General features: G+C 63.1%; 18 protein-coding genes. 11 read left to right on the forward strand and 7 right to left on the reverse strand.

Annotated elements, in window-relative coordinates:
* Positions 1 to 117: 117 nt before the first annotated feature.
* Positions 118 to 1,038 carry a LysR family transcriptional regulator gene (locus tag OHD62_RS03335; RefSeq protein ID WP_008872565.1) on the reverse strand — a complete coding sequence of 307 codons (921 nt, stop codon included), beginning with the start codon at positions 1,036 to 1,038 and terminating at the stop codon, positions 118 to 120.
* A 137-nt stretch (positions 1,039 to 1,175) separates the two neighbouring features.
* On the opposite strand from OHD62_RS03335, the gene OHD62_RS03340 reads away from it, so the two are divergent.
* The 4 genes from OHD62_RS03340 to OHD62_RS03355 all read left to right on the forward strand — a co-directional run bounded on the left by OHD62_RS03340 (position 1,176) and on the right by OHD62_RS03355 (position 5,549).
* Entirely contained in the window at positions 1,176 to 2,393 is a 1,218-nt protein-coding gene (locus OHD62_RS03340; RefSeq protein ID WP_263780944.1) for a urate hydroxylase PuuD, read from the forward strand.
* A 1-nt stretch (position 2,394) separates the two neighbouring features.
* Complete coding sequence (gene guaD / locus OHD62_RS03345) at positions 2,395 to 3,708, forward strand: guanine deaminase (protein WP_263780945.1); 1,314 nt, start codon at positions 2,395 to 2,397, stop codon at positions 3,706 to 3,708.
* Between the two features lie 75 nt (positions 3,709 to 3,783).
* On the forward strand, positions 3,784 to 4,287 hold the full coding sequence (locus OHD62_RS03350) for a heme-degrading domain-containing protein (protein WP_263780946.1): 504 nt from the start codon (positions 3,784 to 3,786) through the stop codon (positions 4,285 to 4,287).
* Positions 4,284 to 5,549, forward strand: coding sequence for a glycerate kinase (locus tag OHD62_RS03355; RefSeq protein WP_263780947.1), 1,266 nt, complete (start codon positions 4,284 to 4,286; stop codon positions 5,547 to 5,549). The genes OHD62_RS03350 and OHD62_RS03355 overlap by 4 nt, the downstream gene beginning before the upstream one ends.
* A gap of 17 nt (positions 5,550 to 5,566) precedes the next feature.
* On the opposite strand, the gene OHD62_RS03360 is transcribed toward OHD62_RS03355, so the two are convergent.
* Both OHD62_RS03360 and OHD62_RS03365 read right to left on the reverse strand, forming a co-directional pair.
* Positions 5,567 to 6,988, reverse strand: a complete 1,422-nt coding sequence (locus OHD62_RS03360; RefSeq protein WP_263780948.1) for a glutamine synthetase family protein — start codon at positions 6,986 to 6,988, stop codon at positions 5,567 to 5,569.
* 14 nt (positions 6,989 to 7,002) lie between these two features.
* Positions 7,003 to 8,385, reverse strand: a complete 1,383-nt coding sequence (locus tag OHD62_RS03365) for an aspartate aminotransferase family protein (protein WP_263780949.1) — start codon at positions 8,383 to 8,385, stop codon at positions 7,003 to 7,005.
* A gap of 158 nt (positions 8,386 to 8,543) precedes the next feature.
* Between OHD62_RS03365 and OHD62_RS03370 the strand changes: the two genes are divergently transcribed.
* Positions 8,544 to 8,996 (forward strand): hypothetical protein, encoded by a 453-nt coding sequence (locus OHD62_RS03370; protein WP_263780950.1) that lies wholly within the window; start codon positions 8,544 to 8,546, stop codon positions 8,994 to 8,996.
* A gap of 11 nt (positions 8,997 to 9,007) precedes the next feature.
* Here the strand turns inward: OHD62_RS03370 and OHD62_RS03375 are convergent, their stop codons facing one another.
* The 3 genes from OHD62_RS03375 to OHD62_RS03385 form a co-directional block, all read right to left on the reverse strand.
* The gene (locus tag OHD62_RS03375) at positions 9,008 to 9,982 is read right to left on the reverse strand and encodes a WD40 repeat domain-containing protein (RefSeq protein WP_263780951.1); all 975 of its coding nucleotides are present in this window, start codon (positions 9,980 to 9,982) and stop codon (positions 9,008 to 9,010) included.
* 142 nt (positions 9,983 to 10,124) lie between these two features.
* Positions 10,125 to 10,301, reverse strand: coding sequence for a DUF1778 domain-containing protein (locus OHD62_RS03380; RefSeq protein WP_263780952.1), 177 nt, complete (start codon positions 10,299 to 10,301; stop codon positions 10,125 to 10,127).
* Positions 10,302 to 10,330: 29 nt separating this feature from the next.
* Positions 10,331 to 11,407 (reverse strand): CobW family GTP-binding protein, encoded by a 1,077-nt coding sequence (locus OHD62_RS03385; protein ID WP_263780953.1) that lies wholly within the window; start codon positions 11,405 to 11,407, stop codon positions 10,331 to 10,333.
* A gap of 119 nt (positions 11,408 to 11,526) precedes the next feature.
* Between OHD62_RS03385 and OHD62_RS03390 the strand changes: the two genes are divergently transcribed.
* Positions 11,527 to 12,261, forward strand: a complete 735-nt coding sequence (locus OHD62_RS03390) for an intradiol ring-cleavage dioxygenase (protein WP_263780954.1) — start codon at positions 11,527 to 11,529, stop codon at positions 12,259 to 12,261.
* A gap of 220 nt (positions 12,262 to 12,481) precedes the next feature.
* Complete coding sequence (locus tag OHD62_RS03395) at positions 12,482 to 12,952, forward strand: MarR family winged helix-turn-helix transcriptional regulator (RefSeq protein WP_263780955.1); 471 nt, start codon at positions 12,482 to 12,484, stop codon at positions 12,950 to 12,952.
* A 37-nt stretch (positions 12,953 to 12,989) separates the two neighbouring features.
* Here the strand turns inward: OHD62_RS03395 and OHD62_RS03400 are convergent, their stop codons facing one another.
* Entirely contained in the window at positions 12,990 to 13,847 is an 858-nt protein-coding gene (locus OHD62_RS03400; protein ID WP_263780956.1) for an AraC family transcriptional regulator, read from the reverse strand.
* A gap of 29 nt (positions 13,848 to 13,876) precedes the next feature.
* Here OHD62_RS03400 and OHD62_RS03405 point away from each other — a divergent pair, with 29 nt between their 5' ends.
* From OHD62_RS03405 to OHD62_RS03420, 4 genes are all read left to right on the forward strand, one after another.
* A complete protein-coding gene (locus tag OHD62_RS03405; protein ID WP_263780957.1) occupies positions 13,877 to 14,284 on the forward strand; it encodes a DUF2000 family protein in 408 nt (135 codons plus the stop codon).
* Positions 14,285 to 14,504: 220 nt separating this feature from the next.
* Positions 14,505 to 15,389: a DMT family transporter gene (locus tag OHD62_RS03410; RefSeq protein WP_263780958.1), complete on the forward strand. Its 885-nt coding sequence runs from the start codon at positions 14,505 to 14,507 to the stop codon at positions 15,387 to 15,389.
* A 67-nt stretch (positions 15,390 to 15,456) separates the two neighbouring features.
* Entirely contained in the window at positions 15,457 to 16,479 is a 1,023-nt protein-coding gene (locus OHD62_RS03415; RefSeq protein WP_263782285.1) for a LacI family DNA-binding transcriptional regulator, read from the forward strand.
* Positions 16,476 to 17,462 carry a 2-hydroxyacid dehydrogenase gene (locus OHD62_RS03420; protein ID WP_263780959.1) on the forward strand — a complete coding sequence of 329 codons (987 nt, stop codon included), beginning with the start codon at positions 16,476 to 16,478 and terminating at the stop codon, positions 17,460 to 17,462. The genes OHD62_RS03415 and OHD62_RS03420 overlap by 4 nt, the downstream gene beginning before the upstream one ends.
* Positions 17,463 to 17,472: the final 10 nt, after the last annotated feature.

The raw sequence follows: 17,472 nt of genomic DNA on the forward strand, positions 1-17,472 counted from the left end.
CTTGCTCGTCAGGGATGGTCGGCCGCCATGGATCGCGCAGCCATCGCCATAGGCGGTGTATGCGAACCTAAGTCCGCCTCCGTGTAAGGCAACCCCGTCGAATGGGCCAGGAGCCCTTCACTTGCCGGCCAGAATATCCTTGATCAGGCGCTGGCAGCGTTCGGCCATGAAGTCGAGCAAAAGCCGCACCTTTGGATCCTGCAGCTTCTTGTGCGGATAGACCGCGGCGAACTGCACCGGTGTCGGCGGCGTGTTGGCGAGGATCACCTTCAGCCGCCGGTCGCGGATGAATGGCTCGACCTCGAAACGCGGCTTGTTGATGATGCCGCGGCCCGACAGCGCCCAGCCGGTCAGCACATCGCCATCGTCGGTGTCGTAGGGGCCGTGCACCTCGAACTTCCGCGGCCCGTCTGCCGTCTGCAGCGTCCACACATATTCGCGCGCACCGGAATAGCGCAGCATCAGGCAGTCGTGCTTTTTGCCGATCAATTCCTGCGGCTCGGCCGGTTCGCCGCGCGCCTCCAGATATTTCGGCGCCGCCACCAGAACCCGCTCGCATTCCATGATGCCGCGCATCCTGAGGCTGGAATCCTCGATGATGCCCAGCCGGAAGGCGACATCGATGCCTTCCTTCATGATGTCGACATTGTGATCGGAAAGCCTGAGCCGTACCTCGATATCAGGGTATTTGTCGTGGAAATCGGGAATGCCTGACGCCACCAGCCTGCGGCCAAGACCCAGGGGCGCCGTGACGCGAATGGTCCCGCGCGGCTGGCCCGACAAGGCGCTGACCGCGGCTTCCGCCTCGGTGATCGCTTCCAGCACCTGCTTGGCGCCCGAATAAAAAACCGTGCCATGCTCGGTCGGCATCAATTGCCTGGTCGTGCGGTTGAACAGCCTGACGCCAAGATGCTTCTCCAACTCCTTGATGCGGTTGGAGGCGACCGCCGGCGAAATGCGCATGTCGCGACCCGCCGCCGAGAGATTGCCTAGCTCGACGACGCGGACGAAGACGGCGATGTTGTCGAGATAGGCCATGCGGCTTCGTGGCTCTCATGCGGCTGCGTGAGATGACCTTAGTATTTTCCAATTTTTTTTGAAAGTCATCGTACACCTCGCCTCTTTCCGTTTGCGCTCCACACCGTAAAGTCACCTGATCGGCAGGGACGACTTCAATGATGGATTTCGTGATTTTCTGGGACTGGCTGAGTTTTGCCGTGCGCTGGTTGCACGTCATCACCGGCATCGCCTGGATCGGCTCGTCCTTCTACTTCGTCGCGCTCGATCTTGGCCTGCGCCAGCGTCCGGGCATGCCCGTCGGTGCCTTCGGCGAGGAATGGCAGGTGCATGGTGGCGGCTTCTACCACATCCAGAAATATCTGGTGGCGCCGGCCGAAATGCCCGAACATCTGACCTGGTTCAAATGGGAATCCTACGCCACCTGGCTGTCGGGCTTCGCCATGCTGTGCGTCGTCTACTACGCCGGCGCCGACCTGTTCCTGATCGACCCGAATGTGCTGCCAATGTCGGTGCCTACAGGCATCCTGCTGTCGCTGGCCACCATCGGCGTCGGCTGGGTGGTCTACGATCTGCTCTGCCGATCTCCATTGGGAAAAAGCGACACCGGCCTGATGCTGGTACTCTATGGCGTACTGGTGTTCATCGCCTGGGGGCTCACCCATCTGTTCACCGGCCGCGCCGCCTTCCTGCATCTCGGCGCCATCACCGCCACGATCATGTCGGCCAATGTCTTCATGGTCATCATTCCAAACCAGAAGATCGTCGTCGCCGACCTGATCGCTGGCAGGAAACCTGATCCGAAATACGGCAAGATCGCCAAACAGCGCTCGCTCCACAACAATTACCTGACGCTGCCTGTCCTGTTCCTGATGCTTTCGAACCATTACCCGTTGGCATTCGCCACCGAATTCAACTGGGTCATCGCCTCGCTGGTGTTCATCATCGGCGTTTTGATCCGGCACTATTTCAACACCGTCCATGCGCGCAAGGGCAACCCGACCTGGACCTGGCTCGCCGCTGCCATCCTGTTCGTCATCATCATCTGGCTGTCGACGGCGCCCAAGGTGCTGACCGGCGAGGCCAAGGCGTCCTCGGCAGCAGAGGTCTATATCGCTTCGGCGGATTTCCCAGCCGTGCGCGATATTGTGCTTGGCCGCTGCTCGATGTGCCATGCGCAGGAGCCGGTCTACGAGGGCGTCTACCAGGCGCCGAAAGGTGTCGTGTTGGACACCGACGCAGCCATCGCCAAGCATGCCCGCGAAATCTATTTGCAAGCCGGTCGCAGCCACGCCATGCCGCCGGCTAATGTCACCGAGATCAGCGATAAAGAGCGGGCGCTGCTGGTGAGCTGGTTCGAGGGCGCAGGGAAATAGCATGACATCCATACTGCTGCGCGGCCGCACGCTGTCCTTCTTGCGCTGGCCCGAGACCATCGACGATCATACCGCCTGGCGCTACGAGGAGGATGGCGGTCTGCTGATCCGCGACGGCCGGATCGTCGCTGCCGGCGCCTATGCCGAGGTCGAAAAACAGGCCAGCCAAGGGGTCAAAAGAATCGACCACCGGCCGCATCTGCTGCTGCCGGGCTTTATCGATGCGCATGTGCATTTTGCGCAGATGCAGGTCATTGCCTCCCATGGCGCCGAACTGCTTGACTGGCTGAACACCTACACGTTTCCCGAGGAAACAAAATTCCAGAACGCCCAGCACGGCCGTCGCATCGCCAGGTTGTTCCTCGACGAGATGGTGCGCCATGGCACGACGACGGTCGCCGCCTATTGCTCGGTGCACAAGGCCTCGGCCGAGGCGTTCTTTGCCGAGTCGCATCACCGCAACATGCTCAACATCGCCGGCAAGGTGATGATGGACCGCAATGCGCCTGAAGGCGTGCTCGACACGCCGCAATCGGGCTATGACGACACCAAGGCGCTGATCGCCGAGTGGCATGGCAAGGGGCGCCAGCTTTATGCCATCACGCCGCGCTTCGCCATCACCTCGTCGCCCGAACAACTGGAGATGGCGGGCGCGCTCTGCCGCGAGCATCCCGACCTGCACATGCAGACGCATCTGTCGGAAAACCACGCCGAGATTGCCTTTACGCAGGATCTCTACCCCTGGTCGCGCGACTACACCGACATCTACGAACATTATGGGCTGCTGGGTACAAGGAGTCTGCTCGGCCACTGCATCCATCTGTCGGAACGGGAGGCCGATGCGATTTCGGACTCGGGCTCGATTGCCGTCTTCTGCCCGACATCGAACCTGTTCCTTGGCTCTGGCCTGTTCGACTATCAGCGCCACCGCAGGCGTGACAAGGCACTTCGTATCGCCGCCGCCACCGATGTCGGCGGCGGCACCAACTATTCGATGCTGCGCACCATGGACGAGGGCTACAAGGTCATCGCGCTGAACGGCGAGAAGCTCAATCCGTTCCAGTCCTTCTGGCAGCTCACCCGCGGCAATGCCGAGGCGCTGTCGGTCGTGGAAATGGTCGGCACGCTGGACCTGAACACCGACGCCGACATCGTCGTGCTCGACGCGCGGGCCACGCCAGCGATGCGGCTTAGGATGGAAACCATTGAGACTCTGGCGGAGGAACTGTTTCTCCTGCAGACGATGGGTGACGACCGCGCCGTGCGCGAGGTCTATGTCGCAGGCCGGGCGGCGAAGAGCGACATGGCGGCTTAGCACTCTCCCTACTGATCGCTTGACCTGGCGGCAGCCATCGGTCAAAGCGTGCGGCGAAATTGACAGGGAAACGACATGGCCGTTGCGGACGACATCGCTCTGATCAAGAAACAGGAAGCCACGCTCGTCTTCCCCGCCTTCGACGAGGCCGTCGCCTTCAAGCTCGGCTCGGCGATCCGCGATCGGGCGCTCAGGGAAGACCTGCCTATCATCGTCGATATCAGAACCTTCGACCGGCCGCTGTTCTATGCCGCGATGCCTGGCTCGAATGCCTCCAATCCGGACTGGGCGCGGCGCAAGATCAATGTGGTGCGGCGCTATCTGAGGAGCACCTATCGCATGGTTCTGGAGCAGCAGCGCCCCGAGCGCAGCTTCAAGGTCGGCGAAGGGCTGGATATTGCAGACTATGTGCTGGCCGGCGGCGGCTTTCCCATAACGGTCAAGGGCGCCGGCGTCGTCGGTGTGATCGCCGTCTCCGGCCTGCCCGAACGCGAGGACCATGGCGTCGTTATCGATGCGCTATGCGAGCATCTCGGCCTTGACGGGCGTGATCTGACATTGCCGCCGGAAGCAAAATGACAGAGATCGACCCCAAAACCTTCCTCACCTCGATCTTCAATGCCGCTGTCGCCGCCGCCGATCCCGAACGAACCATCAGGGATCATTTGCCGGCAAAGCCAAAGGGGCGCACAATCGTCGTTGGCGCGGGAAAAGGCTCGGCGCAGATGGCGGCGGCTTTCGAGAAAGCTTGGGACGGGCCGATCGATGGACTGGTCGTCACCCGCTACGGCTATGGCGCGAAATGCGAGCGCATCGAGATCATCGAGGCAGCGCATCCGGTGCCGGACGCTGCAGGCCTGGAAGCCTCGCGTCGCCTGCTGGCGAAGGTCCAGGGGTTGACTGAGGACGACCTGGTCGTGGCGCTGATTTCGGGTGGCGGCTCGGCGCTGCTGCCGTCCCCGGCCGGCAGCCTGACGCTGGCCGACGAGATCGCCGTCAACGAGGCGCTGCTCGCCTCGGGCGCGCCGATCGCGTTGATGAACACCATCCGCAAGCATGTTTCCACCATCAAGGGCGGGCGGCTGGCCGCCGCTGCCTATCCGGCAAAAGTGGTGTCGCTGGTGGTATCCGATATCCCTGGCGACAATCCGGCGATGGTCGCATCCGGTCCGACCGTTCCCGATGCCGGCAGCCGCGAGGATGCGCTGGCATCGATCGCCGCCTATGGCATGAAATTGCCGGCTTCCGTCATGGCGCATATCAATTCTCCGGCTGCCGATGCGCCGCGCGCCGACGATCCGCGCTTTTCGCGCAATGAAGTGCATCTGATCGCCTCGGCAGGTGTATCACTGGAAGCGGCGGCTGCGGAAGCCAGGCGCCAGGGCGTCGAGGCGGTCATCCTGTCAGATTCCATCGAGGGCGAAGCGCGCGAGGTCGGCGGCGTCCATGCCGCCATCGCGCGAGAGGTGGCAACGCGCAACCGGCCATTTCCGAAGCCGGTGCTCATCCTGTCCGGCGGTGAGACCACGGTGACTTTGCGGGCCAAAGGCAAGGGCGGCCGCAACTCGGAGTTCCTGCTCGCCTTCGCCATCGGCATCAACGGCACACAAGGCATCCACTCACTGGCCGCCGACACCGATGGCATCGACGGTTCGGAGGACAATGCCGGCGCCTTTGCCGACGGTTCGACGGTGTCGCGGATGAGAGCAGCAGGTATCGATGCCAAGGCCATGCTTGCCGGCAACAATGCCTGGATGGCGTTCAATGCGACAGGCGATCTCTTTGTGCCCGGCCCGACCGGCACGAATGTCAACGATCTCCGGGCGATACTCGTTCGCTGAAGTCGCGAGGCTTCCCCTCACACTTCGTGCAGATAGAGGTGGTAATCCAGTTCGCTGACCGTGCGCGCGACGCGCAGATATTCGGATTGCTTGATCGCCACGAATGTCCGGTGCAGATCTTCACCGAGCGCGCCTTTCAGGAAAGTCGACGCTCTCGCCGCCTCGATCGCGGCACGCCAGTCCACCGGCATCGTTGTGCGCGTGATTGCCGATTCGTAGCCATTGCCGGTGGTTTCGGGGCCGGGATCGAGCCCTTCGTCGAGGCCCTTGACGATTCCGGCCAGCACAGTCGCCGCTACCAGATAGGGATTGGCGTCGACGCCCGATGGCCTGTGCTCGATGCGGCGGTTTTTGGCATCGCCCGCCGGTACGCGCAGCGCCACCGAACGGTTGTTGACGCCCCAGGTCGGTGCCACCGGGGCGTAGGATTGCGAAACGAAGCGTCGCCATGAATTGGCGTGTGGCGCGAACACCAGCATCGATTCCGCCATGGTCTGGATGAGACCGCCGAGCCCCTGCAGCAACGGCAGCGACCAGCTCTCGCCACCGGCTTCGGCAAAGACGTTCCGGCCCACCTTGTCCTGCAGCGAGACGTGGAAATGCATGCCGGAGCCGGCATATTTCTCGATCGGCTTGGCCATGAAGCAGGCGGTGACGCCGTGACGGCGCGCTTGTGCCCGCACCAGCCGCTTCAGCATGACGAGGTCGTCGGCCGCCCGCATCACATCCTTGCGGTAGTTGAGCGTCAATTCGTACTGGCCCGGCGCATATTCGGAAATGACAGTCTCGGCCGGAATGCCTTGCGCCCTGGCCGCGGCGTAGATGTCGGAGAACAGCGGCTCCATGCCGTGCAGATGATCGACGGAATAGACCTCGGTCTTGGCCGAGCGGCGGCCGTCGAGCACGGCGTTCGCCGGCTGCACTTTGCCGTCGCCATCCCGGTCGTTGGCGAGCAGGAAGAATTCGAGCTCGAAGGCGCCGGCCGGATAGAGCCCCTTGGCCGCCAGTATGTCCACCTGCCTGGCCAGCGCCAGCCGTGGATCCGACGACATCGGCTGGCCATCGAGATGGTACATCGCCATCAGCACCTGGCCGCGCGGCGGCTGCGTACCGAACAGCGGCACCAGCGTGCCGGGGATCGGCCATGCCCTGAGATCGCCGTCGCCGGTCGTCCAGATCAGCCCCGTCTCGTGCACGTCCTCGCCGGTGATATCGAGGCCGAGGATCGAGATCGGCATGTGCCGGCCGCCCTCGAAGATGCTCATCAGCTCGTGTCGGCGCACGATCTTGCCGCGCCCGACACCGTTGGCGTCGGTCAGCACGATATCGAAGGCTTCGATCTCGGGATGGGCGTCGAGAAAGGTTCGCGCCTCGGCGGGCGTGGAACCCGAAGGCGACGTCACTATGGAACTCAAATCTGGCTTGCGTGCTTCTCTCATGCTGCAAGCTTGTCTCACGCCGTGAGCCTGGCCGCAACCGCCGCGAAGGCGGTGGTCAGCCGGTTCACCTGGGCCGCACTCGTCGCCGGCGAGATCAGCATCATGTTATGGAAGGGTGCAATCAGCACGCCGCGATTGACCAGCGCGACATGGATCGCCGCTTCGAGTTCGGGCGCATGCGCCGCTTCCGCTTCGCCGCCATTCCTCAGCGGGCCGGGCGCGCAGATGAACTCGACGCGTGCGCCGACACGGGCGACATGCCAGGGCAGGCGGTAGCGGTCGATGACGGCGGTCAGCCCGGCGTCGAGCCGTCGCGCCAAATGATCCATATGGCTGTAGGCCTCGTCGGTCATCACCTCTTCCAGCGTGGCGCGCATCGCCGCGAATTGCAGCGGATTGCCCGACAGCGTCGTGCCCATGCCTGAATAGCCCGGCTCCTTCACCTTGTTATAGGCGGCATAGCGCGTGGCAACGTCCTCGCTCATCCCCCACACGCTGGCCGGCACGCCGCCGGCGATCGGCTTGCCCAATACGAACAGGTCCGGCTCCAGCCCATATGCCCTGGTGTAACCGCCGGGGCCGGTCGAGATCGTGTGCGTCTCGTCGATCAGAAGCAGCGTACCAGCCGCACTTGTGAGCCGCCGCAGCGCATCGTGGAAGCCGCGTTCTGGCAGCACCATGCAGGAATTGGTCAGCACCGGCTCGGTGATGACGCAGGCGATATCCCTGGTCCGGAGCGCGGCCTCGAGCGCCGGCAGGTCGTTGAACTCGATGATTTCGGTCGCCCTTGTCAGGTCGCGAAATTCACCGGCCAGTCCAGGCTGGTTGGCCGGCCTGCCGTCGACCAGCCGCACCATCGTCTCGTCGACGGAGCCGTGATAGCAGCCGTTGAAGACCAGGATCTTCTCGCGGCCGGTGACGGCGCGGGCAACACGCAGCGCAAAGCGGTTGGCGTCGGTCGCCGTCGTCGCGATCTGCCAGAAAGGCAGGCCGAAGCGCTGTTGCAGCAGCGGGCCGATGGCCAGCGCATCTTCGCTGGGCAGCATGTAGGTCAAGCCGCGTCCGGCCTGCCGGCGGATGGCGCGGGCGACCGGCGGCGGCGAATGGCCGAACATCGAGCCGGTGTCGCCAAGGCAGAAATCATCCAGCCGGTTGCCGTCGATATCGGTGATCGTGGCGCCTTTGGCGCTTTCGACCAGGATTGGAAACGGCGTCGGCCAGTCGTTCATCCAGTGCATCGGCACGCCGCCGAAGAAGCCGGGCAGGCCGTTGCCGACCTTTGCCGCCGATTTCGGCCGCGCCTGGCGGAAGACTGCAGCCTCTACCTTGCGCAGCTCAGCGATGCGGGCGGCGCTGATGCCGCCGGCCGCGGTCTTCGAATGGTCGATCGTATCCATGAGGGTTCTCTCTCGTGCGTCATTCTAGCCAGTTGGCATCCGGAACCGCAATTGGCCGCGCGACCCTGCAATAGTTCAGCGACTGAAGAGAACTGATGCTTGACCCCGGATCGCCTTCCGGCGTCAATGGGACAGGGTTCGTGGCTTGGGGGAAGAAAATGCGGGGAATCATCTGCGTAACAGTGCTGCTGTCGTCGGTCGGCACGGCCTTCGCGAGCGGCGGCATCTGGTGTTCCGCCGACGATACGGCCGTGGAATTTCAGGTCGAGGCCGGCGTTACAAGGGGCATGGGCGGGCCGACCTTCAATTTTCGCGGCGATCTCGAAATCAAGGCCCGACCGGCCGGCGACAGTCGGCGCAAGACGGTCTTTGAGGATTCAAACCTGGCGCAATACTGGCTCGACGGCAAGGAATTGCGGCTGAACATCTACCGCGAGCACCAGGTCGCAGACACCTACAGCTCTGTCGAACTGACGATCCTGACCAAGGCCGGCGACGAGGGCGTCTATGACGGCCAATATACGCTGGCTATCTATGACGCCGCGGCGGACGCGGACAAGGACGGCAAGCCGGTTGAACTCAAAGGCAAGGTATCCTGTGGAGCCGAATAACTTTTCTCGAACTAGGCGGAGATATCGATGACGCCGCAGTCGCCGGCCGCGCTGCCGAAGACAACACGGCGCTCTTGCCTGTCCCACATCATCGCGGTGATGGCGCCCTTGCCCGGCCGGCGCAGCAGCACCTCCTTGGCGTCGGCAAAGCGCACCGCCATTACCATGCCGTCGTCATAGCCGACGGCCACGACATCCTGGCTTGGATGGCAGGCGACCGTGGTCACCATGGCGTTGCCGCGCGTGCCGAGCTCCAGCGGCGCCTTGCCCATCGGGCCGTCCTTACTCGAAAACGGCCAGACGATCGCCGCCGGCGCGCCGGAACTCGCCAGCCATTTGCCCTTGACGCTCCACGACAGGCTTTTGACCTTGCCGGGATAGCCGCTCATCCGCATGTGCTTGCCGTCGGCGAGCTTCCAGCCATGCAGGGCGTTCTCCTGCATCGTGGTGACGAGGAAGGCGGCGTCCGGCGAGAAGGTGATGCCGGTGTGCGCGCCGGCCCATTCGAGCTCGACCGGCTTGCCCTCGGCCGCCGGAAAATGCAGCGTCGCGCCGTTGTAGCGGGCGACGCCAAAGCGCATGCCTTTCGGCGAAAACGCCAGTCCCTCGACCGAGCGCGGATGCGCAAACTCTTTCGTCTTGCCATCGGCAAAGCGTACATAGGCGGTCTTGCCCGAGGCGAAGGCGATGGCGCCTTGCGGCCCGGCGGCGACGCTGGTGATCCACTTCTTGCCGGCGCTCGCCAATTCCGCAGCGTTGCCGCCAGCGGCAATGGCAAAGACCTTGCCGTCCTCGCCGCCAGTGATCAGCCGGTCGTTAGCCGCATCATGGAAGGCAGCGAGCAGCCCGTCATTGGCTTGCACGGTCTTGTGGCCATGGTCCAGCCGGTGGACTGTGCCGTCGGCCAGCGCGAAATGCGGCACGTCGTCGAGGAAGACGGCAGCGACGCAGTGGCCTTCGAGATCTAGAGGGGCGACTGTGGGCATGATTGTCGTTGTTCAACAGGACGAAATTGAAAGTTGGCTCAGGGGGCTTACTCGACGTTTCCCGCCCCGGCAAGCGGCTGGCAGTCGCAAGGCGCTGGAGGATGTCCGATCACGATCGGCTCCTCGTGTCAGGACGAAAGCGTTACAGAATATCTGGCAAGGCCGCTATCGCCGCCCGCAGCCTGGCGTTGGGGTTGGGCGGGTGGTCCAACAGATCGAGGATACGCGCGAAATCGGGAGCAGATGCCTTCACCAACTCGACCGCATCGATGGCGATCTCGGCGTCAGGCTCCGTTTCGCTGTCGGTGGATCTGGGCATCGCCTGCTCCCTATCGAGTAGTCCCGCCGCTACACCTGGCAGGCCTCGAAGCTGTTCCTCAGCCGCTCGGCGTCGAGTTCGCGGCCGATGAACACCAGCCGGCTCTCATGCTTCTCGCCATCCTTCCAGGCGCGCTGGTGGTCGCCCTCGATGATCATGTGCACGCCCTGGATGACATAGCGCTCGTCGTCACCCTTGAGCGCGATGATGCCCTTCAACCGCAGGATGTTCGGGCCTTCCATCTGGGTGACTTTCTCGATCCACGGGAAGAATTTCTTCGGGTCCATCTCGCCGCCGCGCAGCGACACTGACTGTACCGTCACGTCATGGATGTCGGAAGGGTGGGCGTGATCATGATGATGATGGTCATGCCCATCATGGTCATGATGGTGGTGATCATGGCCGTCGTGATCGTGATGGTCGTGGTCATGATCATGATGATCGTCATGTGCCTCGAGGAAATGCGGATCGTTCTCGAGAGCCCGGGCAAGATCGAAGGCGCCGCGATCGAGAACCTCCGACAGTGCCACGCCGGCGCGCGTCGTGCGATGGATCCTGGCCGCCGGGTTGATCGCGCGAATGGTCGCCTCGACCTTGGCGAGCTCCTCCGGCGTCACCAGATCGGTCTTGTTGAGCACGACGACATCGGCAAAGGCGATCTGGTCCTCGGCTTCGCGGGAATCTTTCAGCCGCAGCGGCAGGTGCTTGGCGTCGACCAATGTCACCACAGCATCGAGCTTGGTCTTGGAGCGCACATCGTCGTCCATGAAGAAGGTCTGCGCCACCGGCACGGGGTCCGCGAGGCCGGTCGTTTCGACCACGATGGCATCGAAACGGCCGGGCCGGCGCATCAGGCCTTCAACGACGCGGATCAGGTCACCGCGCACCGTGCAGCAGACGCAGCCATTGTTCATCTCATAGATTTCCTCATCGGATTCCACGATCAGCTCATTGTCGATGCCGATCTCGCCGAATTCGTTGACGATGACGGCATAGCGTTTGCCATGGTTTTCCGAGAGGATGCGGTTGAGCAGCGTCGTCTTGCCGGCGCCGAGATAGCCGGTGAGGACGGTTACGGGAATCTGCGTCGTCTGTGCATCGCTCATGTCTTGCCTCGAAGAATCTGGACCTCGAAAAGGAGATTGTCGGCTCCATATAGGGTGTGCGCCGGGCTTTTGCACGCGGCAAACCACTGGGCCAAAGAGGCTGGTGCGAGAGGGGCCAGATGTCCGACAAGCCACCCAAAATGCCCTTGAGCAGGCGTCAGGCGCTCGGCCTCATCGCCGTGACCGCCGGCGGCGGCGCCTTCCTGCCGGCCGCAGCCACGGCCGCGCCAGCTTCGCCTTATGCCGGTCTCGCCCTGTTCGACGCAGGCGCCGGTGTCTGCACCCTCACGCCGGAAGTGACCGAGGGTCCGTTCTATTTCGACCCGAAGCTCGAACGCACCCATATCACTGAGGGCAAAAAGGGCATTGGCCTCAATGTGCGACTGCAGGTCGTCAATGCTGCCTGTCGGGCGCTTGCCGGCGCGCGCGTCGACATCTGGCATTGTGATGCGCAAGGGCATTATTCCGGTTATCCCGGGCAAGGCGACGGCCAGGATATCGACACTTCTGGTCAGAGTTTTCTGCGCGGCTGGCAAAAGACCGACGAGAGCGGCATCGTCTCCTTCGCTACAATCTATCCCGGCTGGTATCGCGGCCGCACCACCCACATCCACTTCAAGGTCTTCCCCGACGACAAGTCGGTGATGACCGGTCAGATGTTTTTCCCCGATAGCCTGAGCAACGACATCTTTGCCAGGATCGCGCCCTACAATGATCGCCCCGGCAAGCGCGACACGCCGAATGTTCGGGACGGCATCGCGCGCCGGGCCGGACCGCTGTCGCAAGCGGCGCTGCGCGAGGTGGCGGACGCCTCCTACCAAGCCCTGTTGGTCGTCGCTGTGAAGGCAGGTTGAGCGGCCGGTTTCGGGGTGTGTGTCGCCGCGCGGCAAAGTCTCCCGGGCCGCCAAAGTCCTTTGTCATCTAACTGAAATAAACATCTGGCATCACCACGGCGGACATCGCAATGCTTGCCGGCAAAGCTGTTTCTCGGCGCCGGATTTTTTTGATCGTCGATTGCCAGCCGGCCAGCAGCTTCTATGCTGCTCGCACCGGTTCGGCCCAAGAGGGATGACCATGGCCAAGGCGGACAAGACTGCGACAATGAGCCGGCTGCATTCGGCGGCACGGCTGGCGCGAACGGCACTTGCCGCGCGACTCCTGGCGCACGGCTTCTATGCCGGCCAGGACCAGATCATGCTGGCGCTCGATCGCGAGGACGGCCAGACGCCAGGCAATCTAGCCGGCCGCCTTGGCGTGCGCCCGCCGACCATCACCAAGACCATCAACCGGCTGCAGGCGCAGGGCTTCCTCGAAAAGCGCGCTTCGGTAAACGATGCCCGTCAGGCGCATATCTTCCTGACCGACACCGGTCGCGAAATCATTCACGCCATCGAGAAATCGGTGAAAAAGACCGAAAAGCAGGCGCTGAAGGGCCTCGACAAGAAGGACCAGAAGGCGCTGTTCAAATTGCTCGCCCGCATCGAGGCCAATCTTTCCAATGAGGACATAGTGCTCCTCGACGACGACACCGACCTCGACGACTGATCAACGACTGGCTGCCTACACTTTTGGGCGACATGCATTAGCTCCGGCGGATCAGCGCCGACCAACGTCCCGGCGTAACGCCGAACGCCTTCTTGAAATGCCTGATGAAATGGCTCTGGTCGCTGAAACCGGCGGCGACCGCGATCTCCGCCAGCGGCTCGTTTGCCTCGATCATCCGGCGCGCCCGTTGCAGCCGCCGCATGAGCAGGAAACGGTGCGGGCTGGTCGAGAAAGTAGCGCGGAAGTGCCGCGACAGCCTATAGCGGTCGAGCCCGGTGATCGCCTCCAGCTCCTCGGAGCGTACCGTGCGTCCGGCATTCTCCTCCAGATAGTCGCGCGCCAGGCTGGCGGCACGCCAGGCCGTTTTTGCCATCGGCTTAGCCGGCTGGCCGGCGTGCCGGCGAAGGCATTGAGTGAGCTGCGCCATGAAATCGACGACAAACAGCTCGTCCAGTTCCCGGTCCAGCGGTGCCAGTGCCGACAGCAGCGTCGTGCAGAAAGCGCGGTCGCTCACCACGGCATCCCTGACGAAAGGCAGTGACGCGCCGCCAAGGCAGTCCAGCATCAGCGACGGCTCGAGATAGAGCATCCGGTAGCGCAAACCATCCTCGGTGCCGGCGCCGCCATCGTGCAATTCGTCGGGATGGAGCACGATGACCTGGCCAGGCAGACTGTGCCGCATCGCACCGCGATAGCGGAAGCGCTGCACGCCAGAGAGCGTCACCCCGATTGCATAGGTGTCGTGGCGGTGGAGATCGAAGGCGCTGCCGTGGAATCGTGCCTCTATGCGCTCCATGCCGGCAGCTCCGGGCGCCGAGACGATGCAATCGTCGGCTGCGTTGGCGCACAAACGTTCAAGACCCTGGCGGGCCTGCTGGCCTAGATCGTGTGGCATCGCTTCAATCATGTTCTGGTGACTGTCTCATGTTCGATACAAAATTTGCAATCGTGCTGGGGGATGACCTTCCCGTCTGGCAGAAGCTCAATGTCACTGCCTTCCTGACCAGCGGCATCGTCGCACAATTTCCCGACATCATCGGTGAGCCCTACCGGGACCGCGCCGGCAATATCTACAACCCGCTCTCGATCCAGCCGGTCATCGTGCTGTCGGCCGACCAACCGACGCTTGGTGCGATCCATCGGCGCGCGCTTGAGCGCGGCGTGATGACGTCACTCTATGTCCAGGAGATGTTCTCGACCGGCCACGACACAGCGAACCGCGCCGTCTTTGCGAAATTCGCGCCTGACGACGCCAAGGTCGTCGGCATCGCGCTGCGCGCCGACAAGAAGCTGGTCGACAAGATCACCAAGGGCGCCCGCATGCACGCCTAGCCCTGTGCCTGATCCGCAGTAACAGCTTGCAGCACAATAACTAAGCCTGTTGGCGGCTATTATTGTACCAGTTCCCTTTGGCTCGGCATCAAGCGACAATTGGCTTGCCGGCAGGTCCCAATTCCCGCAAAGGTAGGCCTCTATCTCAGTACCCGGCCTGAAATTGAGTCCTCCCCCAAAACAAGACGAAAGCGCGACGCCTCCGGCGGCGATCCTCTGCATGCTTTCGGTCTATGTATTCTTCACCTTCCTCGACACCAGCAGCAAATATCTTGTCCTTGCCGGGGTCTCGGCGCTGATCGTCGCCTGGACTCGCTTTGCCGTCCATGTCCTGCTTGTCGGTATCTTTCTGCGTGGATGGCGCGAGCCGGTGCGCTTTCGTCCCGTCAACTTGCAGGCGCAGGTTGCGCGCGGTCTGTTCCTGTTCGGATCGACTATTTTCAACGTTCTCGCCCTGCAGACCTTGCAGCTTGCGGAAACCACGTCGATCTATTTCTTCGGGCCGATGATAATCACCGCACTCGCCGGCCCCCTGCTTGGCGAATGGGCAGGCTGGCGCCGCTGGCTGGCGATCCTGACGGGCTTTGTCGGAGTTCTCATCATCACCCGTCCCGGCGTCGGCGCCTTCGGCATCGGGCATGTATTCGCCATTTGCTCGATACTGTCGAATTGCCTCTACGTCATCATGACGCGTCGCCTGGCGGCGACGGAAACCGCGGAGAGCCTCATCCTGTTTTCGGCGCTGGGGCCGGCCGTCGTGCTTTTGCCCCTGCTGCCATTCTCATTTTCCCTGCCCCATGACGGCTGGCATTGGTTCATCCTGCTGATGCTGGGCGTCTTCGGTGGCATCGGCCACTGGCTCCTGGTGCAGGCCTACCGGCTTGCGACCACCACGGCGCTCGCCCCCTATCCCTATTCGCAGATGATCTGGATGATCATTTCCGGCTGGCTCGTCTTCAGCCAGTTTCCCGACCGCTGGACGCTGATTGGCGCCGCCGTCATCGTCGCCAGTGGCCTCTATATCGTCCATCGCGAACACCGGCTTCGCCTGCGCAATCATGCGGCACTGGACGCGGAGGCGGAAACACTGGCGAAAAAACTTTGATTTGCTCTCGATCGATGGCATAAGGCCGTTTTTAAACAGTTTAAAAAAACGATCGGGGAGCGAAGGGCTGGCACAGAAGATCAAGCTTTCGACGATCGCGGATGCGCTGGGCGTGTCCACGGCGACGGTTTCGCTGGCGCTGCGCGACAGCCCGCTGGTCGCAGGCGCCACGCGCGACCGCATCAAGGAACACGCCCGCGCCATCGGCTATATCTACAACCGCCGCGCCGCCAGCCTGCGCACCTCGCGCTCGGGCATCGTCGGCGTCGTCGTCCACGACATCATGAACCCCTTCTTCGCCGAGATACTGCGCTCGATCGAAAGCGAGCTCGACCGCAGCCGGCAGACCTTCATCCTGTCGAACCATTACGACCAGCTCGAAAAGCAGCGCACCTTCATCGACACGCTTCTGCAACTCGGTGCCGACGGCGTCATCATGTCGCCGGCCATCGGCACGCCGCCCGAAGACATCATCATGGCCGAGGAAAACGGCCTGCCAGCGGTGTTGATCGCGCGCACCGTCGAGGGCGCCGACGTGCCGGTATTTCGCGGCGACGATGCCTATGGCACCGGGCTTGCCACCAACCATCTGATTTCGCTCGGCCACAAGCGCATCGCCATGATCGGCGGCACCGACCAGACCTCGACCGGCCGCGACCGCTACCAGGGCTATGTCAACGCCATGGAGGCTGCCGGGCTCGAGGTCAGGCCGTCCTGGCGCATCGCCGGCCCGCGCACCAAGCAGGCAGGTTTCGAGGCAGCAGGACAGTTTTTGGCGCTAAAAGACAAGCCAACCGCTGCCTGCTGCTGGAATGATCTTGTCGCCATCGGCCTGATGAACGGCATAGCGCGGGCCGGGCTGGTGCCGGGTGTCGACATCTCGGTCACCGGTTATGACGATCTCGAGGAGGCGGCAATCGCGACACCGGCGTTGACCACAGTCTGGAACGGCCAGCGCGAGGTTGGCCGGCGCGCCGCCAGCGCGCTGCTCGACAAGCTCAACGGACAGACGGTGCGGCCGTCGCAGGAACTGATCAAGCCGGAACTGCATGTGCGCCAGTCGACCGGCAAGCCGGTGGAGCGTGCATGACAAAAGCCGAACAATCGCTGCCCGTCGCCATTCTGGTGCCGGGCCAGTTCAACGACCATGCGATCGGCCGCATCGACCGGACGTTCCAGCCAGTCAGGGTCGAGCGCGCCGATCCATCCTTGGTCACCGATGATATGCGCCGGACGGTGCGTGGCATCGCCTCGTTCGGCGGCATCAACGCTGCCTTCATCGACGCGCTGCCAAACCTTGAGATCATCGCAAATTTCGGCGTCGGCTACGATTCGGTCGATGCCCGCCATGCGGCGCAGAGCGGCATCATGGTCACCAACACGCCCGACGTGCTGACAGAGGAGGTCGCCGACACGGCGATCGGACTGTTGATCAACACCATCCGCGAACTGCCGCGCGCCGAGACCTGGCTGCGCGACGGCAACTGGGTGCGTAAGGGCAACTATCCCTTAAGCCGGCTGACCTTGCGCGGCCGCGCGGTTGGCATTTTCGGCATGGGCCGTATCGGCCTGGCCATTGCCCGGCGGCTGGAGGCGTTCGGCCTATCGTCGATCGCCTATCACAACCGGCGCCGGGTTGAAGGCTTGTCTTATGACTACCACCCGACGTTGAAAGGTCTGGCCAGCGCGGTCGACACGCTGATCTCGGTGGCGCCAGGCGGCGCGTCGACCGAAAAGGCGGTCAATGCCGAAATCCTTGCGGCGCTCGGCCCGAACGGCGTCTTCGTCAATATCGGCCGCGGCAGTACGGTGGACGAGGCAGCACTTGCCGCGGCACTCGCCAACAAAACCATTGCCGCCGCCGGGCTCGATGTCTTCGCCGACGAACCGAACGTGCCTCAGCCACTGCTCGACGCTCCCAACACGTCGCTTTTGCCGCATGTCGGTTCGGCATCCGAGCACACCCGCCGCGGCATGGCGGATCTGTGTGTCGACAATCTGGTTTCCTGGTTCTCGGAGGGACGGGCGCTCACCCCCGTGCCGGAGACCGAAAAGGTCAGAGCACGGCGCTGAACAAGGGCTG

Source organism: Mesorhizobium sp. YC-39 (assembly GCF_025753795.1).
GTDB lineage: Bacteria > Pseudomonadota > Alphaproteobacteria > Rhizobiales > Rhizobiaceae > Mesorhizobium.

Bases quoted from the DNA above. Each gene is read 5' to 3' on its own strand.
- OHD62_RS03395 (WP_263780955.1), top strand. From the start codon at position 12,482: ATGGCCAAGGCGGACAAGACTGCGACAATGAGCCGGCTGCATTCGGCG.
- OHD62_RS03405 (WP_263780957.1), top strand. From the start codon at position 13,877: ATGTTCGATACAAAATTTGCAATCGTGCTGGGGGATGACCTTCCCGTC.
- OHD62_RS03335 (WP_008872565.1), bottom strand. From the start codon at position 1,038: ATGGCCTATCTCGACAACATCGCCGTCTTCGTCCGCGTCGTCGAGCTA.
- OHD62_RS03360 (WP_263780948.1), bottom strand. From the start codon at position 6,988: ATGAGAGAAGCACGCAAGCCAGATTTGAGTTCCATAGTGACGTCGCCT.
- OHD62_RS03375 (WP_263780951.1), bottom strand. From the start codon at position 9,982: ATGCCCACAGTCGCCCCTCTAGATCTCGAAGGCCACTGCGTCGCTGCC.
- OHD62_RS03370 (WP_263780950.1), top strand. From the start codon at position 8,544: ATGCGGGGAATCATCTGCGTAACAGTGCTGCTGTCGTCGGTCGGCACG.
- guaD (WP_263780945.1), top strand. From the start codon at position 2,395: ATGACATCCATACTGCTGCGCGGCCGCACGCTGTCCTTCTTGCGCTGG.
- OHD62_RS03390 (WP_263780954.1), top strand. From the start codon at position 11,527: ATGTCCGACAAGCCACCCAAAATGCCCTTGAGCAGGCGTCAGGCGCTC.
- OHD62_RS03340 (WP_263780944.1), top strand. From the start codon at position 1,176: ATGATGGATTTCGTGATTTTCTGGGACTGGCTGAGTTTTGCCGTGCGC.
- OHD62_RS03350 (WP_263780946.1), top strand. From the start codon at position 3,784: ATGGCCGTTGCGGACGACATCGCTCTGATCAAGAAACAGGAAGCCACG.
- OHD62_RS03400 (WP_263780956.1), bottom strand. From the start codon at position 13,847: ATGCCACACGATCTAGGCCAGCAGGCCCGCCAGGGTCTTGAACGTTTG.
- OHD62_RS03385 (WP_263780953.1), bottom strand. From the start codon at position 11,407: ATGAGCGATGCACAGACGACGCAGATTCCCGTAACCGTCCTCACCGGC.
- OHD62_RS03410 (WP_263780958.1), top strand. From the start codon at position 14,505: ATGCTTTCGGTCTATGTATTCTTCACCTTCCTCGACACCAGCAGCAAA.
- OHD62_RS03355 (WP_263780947.1), top strand. From the start codon at position 4,284: ATGACAGAGATCGACCCCAAAACCTTCCTCACCTCGATCTTCAATGCC.
- OHD62_RS03380 (WP_263780952.1), bottom strand. From the start codon at position 10,301: ATGCCCAGATCCACCGACAGCGAAACGGAGCCTGACGCCGAGATCGCC.
- OHD62_RS03420 (WP_263780959.1), top strand. From the start codon at position 16,476: ATGACAAAAGCCGAACAATCGCTGCCCGTCGCCATTCTGGTGCCGGGC.
- OHD62_RS03365 (WP_263780949.1), bottom strand. From the start codon at position 8,385: ATGGATACGATCGACCATTCGAAGACCGCGGCCGGCGGCATCAGCGCC.